This is a genomic window from Stenotrophomonas sp. Sm6012, from assembly GCF_030985895.1.
Classification (GTDB): Bacteria; Pseudomonadota; Gammaproteobacteria; order Xanthomonadales; family Xanthomonadaceae; genus Stenotrophomonas; species Stenotrophomonas forensis.
Map to the genome: position 1 here is coordinate 1 of NZ_JAPTFX010000184.1, position 7736 is coordinate 7736.

The following is a 7736-nucleotide window of genomic DNA, read 5'->3' on the forward strand; positions in this document are numbered from 1 at the left end:
GCCGTGGGCCGGCACACTGCAGGCATCAGTAGCGGTAGTGGTCCGGCTTGAACGGGCCTTCCACCGGCACGCCGATGTAGTCGGCCTGTTCCTGGCTCAGGGTGGTCAGCTTCACGCCGATCTTTTCCAGGTGCAGGCGGGCCACTTCCTCGTCCAGCTTCTTCGGCAGCAGGTAGACCTTCTTCTCGTAGCTGTCCTTGTTCGCCCACAGGTCGATCTGTGCCAGGGTCTGGTTGGCGAAGCTGTTGGACATCACGAAGCTCGGGTGGCCGGTGGCGCAGCCCAGGTTCACCAGGCGGCCTTCGGCCAGCAGGAAGATCGCGTTGCCGTTCGGGAAGATGTACTTGTCCACCTGCGGCTTGATGTTGACGTGCTTGATGCCAGCGAACGAGACCAGCGCATCGACCTGGATCTCGTTGTCGAAGTGGCCGATGTTGCAGACGATGGCCTGGTCCTTCATCGCGCTCAGGTGCTCGATGCGGATGATGTCCTTGTTGCCGGTGGTGGTGACGTACAGGTCGGCACGGCCCAGGGTCGATTCGATGGTGTTGACTTCATAGCCTTCCATCGCCGCCTGCAGGGCGCAGATCGGGTCGATCTCGGTGACGATCACGCGCGCGCCATAGGCACGCAGCGACGCGGCGCAGCCCTTGCCGACGTCGCCGTAGCCGCAGACCACGGCGACCTTGCCGGCCAGCATCACGTCCATCGCGCGCTTCAGGCCATCGGCCAGCGACTCGCGGCAGCCGTACAGGTTGTCGAACTTGCTCTTGGTGACCGAGTCGTTGACGTTGATCGCCGGGATCAGCAGGGTGCCGGCCTGGGCCAGCTGGTACAGGCGGTGCACGCCGGTGGTGGTCTCTTCGGAGACGCCCTTCCAGTCCTTGACCACGCGGCCCCAGTAACCCGGGCGCTCCTTGGCCACGCGCTTGAGCAGGTTCTTGATGACCTGTTCTTCGTGCGAGGAGGACGCGGTGTTGACCCAGTCGCTGCCGTTTTCCAGCTCGTAGCCCTTGTGGATCAGCAGGGTCACGTCACCGCCGTCGTCAACCACCAGCTCCGGGCCGGTCAGGGTGCCGTCCGCCAGGGTGAAGGTCAGCGCGTCCAGGGTGCAGTCCCAGTACTCTTCCAGGGTCTCGCCCTTCCAGGCGAACACCGGGGTGCCGGTGGCGGCGATGGCGGCGGCGGCGTGGTCCTGGGTCGAGAAGATGTTGCACGAGGCCCAGCGCACGTCGGCGCCGATGTCCTTCAGGGTCTCGATCAGCACCGCGGTCTGGATGGTCATGTGCAGCGAGCCGGTCACGCGCACGCCCTTCAGCGGCAGCTCGGCCTGGTACTTGCGGCGGATCGACATCAGGCCCGGCATCTCGTGCTCGGCGATGTCCAGTTCCTTGCGGCCCCAGTCGGCCAGGGTGATGTCGCGGATCTTGTAATCACCTTCGGTGGAGAAGGTCTTGGCAACAGCGTTCATTCGTGTGCTCCGGTTGTGGGCGAGCGGGTGCTCGCATCTGGCCGGGCGCCGTTGTTGCATAGCCACCTTACCGAGCCTGGCCGGGCCTCGTGGGATCCGGTCGCAGCGCCCCTCGGCAGGGGAGAACCCCCATTATATCGCGGCACCGTCATGACACAGGGATGACCCAACCATCGGCAGATGGGCAGGCATGCACGGCCTGTTAAGGTCGGTGTTTTCACGCATCACACAGGTGGAACGATGAGCATGCACACGCGCCGCGCACGGCGCTGGACCGGCCTGGTCCTGTCGATGGGGCTGCTGGCAGTGGCCCCGCTGGCCTTCTCGGCCACCCCGCAGCCGGCTGCGGCGCAGGCGCAGGGCGTCACGGCCTACGAACTGCCCTCGGCCGCGCTGCAGGCGGTGGTCGACGCGCCGCGCGCGCCGTCGCTGTTCCTGTCGCCGCGCCGCGACGTGGCCGCGCTGATGCAGATGCCGTCGCTGCCGTCGATCCAGGTGGTGGCGCAGCCGGAACTGAAGCTGGCCGGCCAGCGCATCAACCCGCGCACGTTCTCCGACAGCCGCTTCAGCTTCGGCCAGAAGCTGTGGCTGATGAACGTGGCCGACGGCAAGGAGCGGCCGATCAGCGGCCTGCCGGGCACGCTGTCGATCGCCAGCCTGATGTGGTCGCCGGACCAGAAGTGGCTGGCTTTCAACCAGGTGGACGCCGCCAGCGGTGCCAATGAACTGTGGCTGGTGGATGTGGCTGCCGGCAACGCCCGCCGCCTGGTCGCCGGCCTGAACACGGTGATGGGCAGTGGCTACCAGTGGCTGCCGGACAGCCGTGGGCTGGTGGTGTTCACCCGCCCGGCCAACCTGGGCGCCGCCCCCGCCGCGGATGGCATCCCGACCGGCCCGGCCGTGCAGCAGACCAGCCAGGGCGGCGGCGTCGTCTCGATCCGCACCTACCAGGACCTGCTGAAGAACGAGGCCGACGCGCGCCAGTTCGACTACTACGCCACCACCCAGCCGGTGGAAGTCAGCCTCGACGGCAACACCCGCCCGATCGGCGCGGCCGGCATCTTCATGGGCTTCTCGGTTTCGCCGGATGGCCGCTACGTGCTGCGCCAGCCGGTGCAGCGCCCGTACTCGTACGTGGTGCCGGTGGACAGCTTCCCGCGCCGCATCGAAGTGATCGACCGTGCCAGTGGCACGCTGGTGCACACCGTAGCGGTACGCCCGCTGGTGGAAGGCCTGCCGACCGGCAACGATGCCGAGGTGACCGGCGTGCGTGACATCCGCTGGCGCGGTGATGCCGATGCCACCCTGGTGTGGGCCGAGGCGCAGGACGGCGGCGACCCGAACCGGGAGGCCAAGGTGCGCGATGCGGTACTGATTCAGGCCGCACCGTTCGACAAACCGCCGGTAACCCTGGCCCAGCTCGGCAGCCGCCTGGCCGGCATCAGCTGGGGCCGTGGCGACCTGGCCCTGCTGACCGAATCGTGGTGGAAGACCCGCAAGACCAAGACCTGGCTGATCGCCCCGGACAACGCCGGTGCCGAGCCGCGCCTGCTGTGGGATCGCGATGCGCAGGACCGCTACGCCGATCCGGGCCGGCCGCTGATGTCCAGCGACGACCGCGGCCGCTCGCTGCTGCAGACCAGCACCGATGGCAGCAGCCTGTACCTGGCCGGTGCCGGTGCCTCGCCGGAAGGCGACCGCCCGTTCGTCGATCGCTTCGACATCGCCACGGGCAAGGCGACGCGCCTGTTCCACTCGCAGGCACCGAGCTATTCGTTGCCGGTTGCGCTGCTGGACGAACAGGGCAGCTCGCTGCTGCTGAGCCGTGAAAGCCCGGACGAGCCGGCCAACTTCTACGTGCAGTCGCTGGCCGATGCCGGCGCCGCCCCGCGCGCACTGACCCACTTTGCCCACCCGCTGCCGCAGCTGAAGGGCGTGCAGAAGGAGCAGATCCGCTACAAGCGCAAGGACGGCGTGGATCTAACCGCGACCCTGCTGCTGCCGCCGGGCTACGACCCGAAGCGTGACGGCCCGCGCCCGCTGCTGATGTGGGCCTACCCGGGTGAGTTCAAGAGCGCGGCCGCGGCCAGCCAGGTCACCGATTCGCCGTACCGATTCAACGCGATCAGTTACTGGGGCCCGCAGGCGTTCCTGGCCAAGGGCTACGTGGTGCTGGCCAGCCCGTCGATGCCGATCATCGGCGAGGGCGACAAGGAGCCCAACGACACCTACATCGAACAGCTGGTGGCCAATGCGCAGGCGGCGGTGGATGAAGTGGTGCGGCGTGGCGTGACCGACCGCGATCACATCGCCATCGGTGGCCATTCCTATGGCGCGTTCATGACCGCCAACCTGCTGGCGCACACCCGCCTGTTCAAGGCCGGCATCGCGCGCAGCGGTGCCTACAACCGCACGCTGACGCCGTTCGGCTTCCAGGCCGAGGAGCGCAACTACTGGCAGGCGCAGGACGTCTACCAGAAGATGGCGCCGTTCAACTACGCCGACAGGATCAAGGATCCGATCCTCTTCATCCACGGCGTGGACGACAACAACTCCGGCACGTTCCCGATCCAGAGCGAGCGCATGTTCGCTGCGGTGAAGGGCCTGGGTGGCAGCGCGCGGCTGGTGATGCTGCCGAACGAATCGCATGCCTACCGCGCGCGCGAATCGATCATGACCATGCTGGCCGAGAGCGAGCGCTGGCTGGAGCAGACCATCGGCCCAGCCGAGCAGGGCAAGGCGAAGAAGAAGCGCTGACCGGACCCGGTAGTGCCGGCCGCTGGCCGGCAACCTCATGGACCCATGCAACCTGAGGTTGCCGGCCAGCGGCCGGCACTACCAGATGAAACCATTTTTGCATCGCAGCACGACGCTCGATCTGGGATAGGCTTGGGGTCTGGATCCGTTGACCGAGGCCTGTGCGTCGCCGATGAACGAGTACCGCAGCAGCATCGAGTTCGCTTCTCCCGATCTTCCGCTTCGCGATGACGTGCGCCGGCTCGGCGCACTGGTTGGCGACCTGCTGGTGGAACAGGTGTCCGCCGCCTTCCTCGACGATGTCGAGGACGTGCGCACCCGCGCCATCGCCCGCCGCGAGAACCAGGCGCCGCTGTCGGAGCTGGCCGAAGGGCTGGCCGGGCGCACGCCGCAGCAGGCCGAAACCATGGTGCGGGCCTTCAGCACCTACTTCCAGGTGGTCAACATCGCCGAGCGCGTGCATCGCATCCGCCGCCGGCGTGACTATCAGCGGGCCGGCACTGCCGCGCCGCAGCCCGATGGCCTGCAGGACGCGCTGCAGCACCTGAAGGCGCAGGGCGTGGGCCTGGACGAACTGGCGCAGTGGCTGCCGCGCATCGATATCGAACCGGTGTTCACCGCGCATCCCACCGAAGCCGTGCGCCGCGCGCTGCTGGAGAAAGAGCAGCTGATGGTGGCCAGCCTGGTCGACAACCTCGACGGCCAGCGCACGCCGGGTGAGGCCGCCGCAGATGCCGCGCGCTTCCGCATGGCATTGACCGCTTCGTGGCAGACCACCGATTCCTCGCCGGTGCGGCCCACCGTCGATGACGAGCGCGAGCACGTCGGCTTCTACCTGGTGCAGGTGCTGTACCGGGTGATACCGGTGCTGTACGAATCGCTGCAGCAGGCGCTGCGCGATACCTACGGCGAAGAGCTGCCGCTGCCGCGACTGCTGCGCTTCGGCACCTGGGTGGGTGGCGACATGGATGGCAATCCAAACGTGGATGCCAGCACCATCCGCAACACGCTGGATGCGCAACGGCAGGCGGTGCTGGGGCGTTACCAGAAGGAACTGCTGCAGCTGGCCAGCCTGCTCAGCCAGTCCACCGAGCGGGTCGGCGTGAGCGATGCGCTGCAGGCGCGCGTGGCGCACTACCAGCAGCTGCTGCCGCAGGTGCAGTCGCGCCCGCGCCACGCCGATATGCCCTACCGCCTGCTCAATGACCGCATGCGTGCGCGCCTGCAGGCCACGCTGGATGATGGCGACGGCGCCTATGCCGGCCCGGATGAACTGATCGACGACCTGCAACTGATCCTCGACAGCCTGCGCGCCAACCGCGGCGAGCATGCCGGTGGCTTCGCGGTGCAGCGCCTGCTGTGGCGGGTCAAGACCTTCGGCTTCCATCTGGCACGGCTGGACGTACGCCAGGAATCGAGCGTGCATGCGCGCGCGCTGGCGGCGGTGCTGGGCGGGGATAGCGCTTGGTACGGCCTGGACGCAGTGGGCCGCGCGCGCCTGCTGGCGCCGCATGCCAGTGGTGAAGCCGCGCTGCCGAAGAGTGACGACGAGGGCAACCAGCGCCTGGATGCGGTATTCGCCGCACTGGCCGATGCGCGCGCACGCCACGGTGGTGATGCGCTGGGCAGCTACATCATCTCGATGGCGCATGACCGCAGTGACGTGCTGGCGGTGCTCGCATTGGCACGCCGTGGCGGCCTGGTGGAAGAGGGCGGTTCGGTGCCGCTGGACATCGCCCCCCTGTTCGAGACCGTGGATGACCTCAAGCGCGGCACAGCGACCCTGCGTGATCTGCTGGCCGACCCGATCTATCGCGCACACCTGCAAGCACGCGACGACGTGCAGATGGTGATGCTGGGCTATTCGGACAGCAGCAAGGACGGTGGTATCGCCGCCTCGCGCTGGGGCCTGCAGCGCGCGCAGGTGGAACTGCTGGAGGTGGCGGCCGAGGCCGGCATCCGCCTGACCTTCTTCCATGGCCGTGGCGGCTCGATCAGCCGCGGTGGCGGCAAGACCACGCACGCGGTGGATGCCTCGCCGCGTGGCAGCATCGATGGCCGCCTGCGGGTGACCGAGCAGGGTGAGGTGATCCACCGCAAGTACGGCATCCGTGCGCTGGCCCTGCGTTCGCTGGAGCAGGCTACCGGCGCGGTGCTGCGCGCCAGCCTGCGGCCACGCGCACCTGAGCCGCGCGAGGATGACTGGCGGCCGGTGATGGACGCGGTGGCCTTGGCCAGCAGCGAGGTGTATCGCGCCTTCGTTGGCCAGTCCGGCTTCATGGATTACTTCCGCACTGCCACGCCGATCGATGTGATCGAGCGCATGACGCTGGGCTCGCGGCCGTCGCGCCGGCTCGGTCAGGACGCAGCACTGGGCAACCTGCGTGCGATTCCGTGGGTATTCGCCTGGAGCCAGGCGCGTGCGGTCATTCCCGGCTGGTACGGCGTGGGGAGCGGCCTGCAGGCCGCGGTCGATGCCGGCCACGAGCAGACCCTGCGCGCGATGGCACGCGATTGGCCGTTTTTCCGTACGTTCCTGGATGACATCGCGATGGTGCTGTCCAAGGGCGATATCACCATTGCCGAGCAGTTCTCGAAGCTGTCTGGTGAGTTGCACGGGCGTTTCTTCCCGCAGGTGCAGCGCGAACTGGAACTCACCCGGCACTGGCTGCTGGCGTTGATGGACCAGCGGACGTTGCTCGACCACGATGCGCGGTTGGCGCTGTCGATCCGCCTGCGCAATCCCTACGTCGATCCGATCAGCGTGCTGCAGGTGGACCTGCTGCAGCGCTGGCGGGCCAGCGGGCGCGAGGATGACGATCTGCTGCGCGCACTGGTGGCCTGCGTGAACGGTGTTTCGCAGGGCGTGCAGAACACGGGGTGATCCACTTGGCAGGGTAGTGCCGGCCGCTGGCCGGCAATGAGGAGGTTGCCGGCCAGCGGCCGGCACTACCTCATTCTTCCGGCGACGGCGGATTCGACGCCAGCAGTTCCAGATGCCGCTGTTCCATTTCCTGGCGCAGCTGGCGGCGGATCTGCGCGGCGGCCAGGCGGCGCTTCTCGTCCGAGGTGGATGGCTGCAGGGTCGGCACCGGCGTCGGCCGGCCTTCCTCGTCCACCGCCACCATGGTGAAGAAGCAGCTGTTGGCGTGGCGCACGCTGCGCTTGAGGATGTCCTCGGCCACCACCTTGATGCCGATCTCCATCGATGAGGTGCCGGTGTAGTTCACCGAGGTCAGGAAGGTGACCAGCTCGCCCACCGCGATGGGCTGGCGGAACATCACCTGGTCCACCGACAGGGTGACCACGTAGCTGCCGGCGTAGCGGCTGGCGCAGGCGTAGGCGACCTGGTCGAGCAGGCGCAGGATCGCACCGCCATGGACCTTGCCGGAGAAATTGGCCATCTCCGGCGACATCAGCACGGTCATGGACAGCTGGTGGGTTTTCAGTTCGGTCGACATGCGCCGGATTGTATCGGTTACCGGGTCGTGGGGGGGGGGGGGGGGGG

At 67.8% G+C, this 7736-nt stretch carries 4 protein-coding genes and 1 riboswitch; of the genes, 2 read left to right on the top strand and 2 right to left on the bottom strand.

The features are described 5' to 3' along the window. Positions 1 to 25: 25 nt before the first annotated feature. On the bottom strand, positions 26 to 1471 hold the full coding sequence (gene ahcY, locus O0J73_RS20475; RefSeq protein ID WP_004154241.1) for an adenosylhomocysteinase: 1446 nt from the start codon (positions 1469 to 1471) through the stop codon (positions 26 to 28). Between the two features lie 36 nt (positions 1472 to 1507). After that, a riboswitch (S-adenosyl-L-homocysteine riboswitch) is annotated at positions 1508 to 1591 on the bottom strand. A 120-nt stretch (positions 1592 to 1711) separates the two neighbouring features. On the opposite strand from ahcY, the gene O0J73_RS20480 reads away from it, so the two are divergent. Further along, complete coding sequence (locus O0J73_RS20480; RefSeq protein ID WP_308309505.1) at positions 1712 to 4228, top strand: prolyl oligopeptidase family serine peptidase; 2517 nt, start codon at positions 1712 to 1714, stop codon at positions 4226 to 4228. A 172-nt stretch (positions 4229 to 4400) separates the two neighbouring features. Further along, the gene (ppc, locus tag O0J73_RS20485) at positions 4401 to 7112 is read left to right on the top strand and encodes a phosphoenolpyruvate carboxylase (protein ID WP_308309506.1); all 2712 of its coding nucleotides are present in this window, start codon (positions 4401 to 4403) and stop codon (positions 7110 to 7112) included. Between the two features lie 70 nt (positions 7113 to 7182). Here ppc and O0J73_RS20490 read toward each other — a convergent pair whose 3' ends face one another. After that, positions 7183 to 7689, bottom strand: coding sequence for an acyl-CoA thioesterase (locus tag O0J73_RS20490; RefSeq protein WP_308309507.1), 507 nt, complete (start codon positions 7687 to 7689; stop codon positions 7183 to 7185). Between the last annotated feature and the right edge of the window lie 47 nt (positions 7690 to 7736).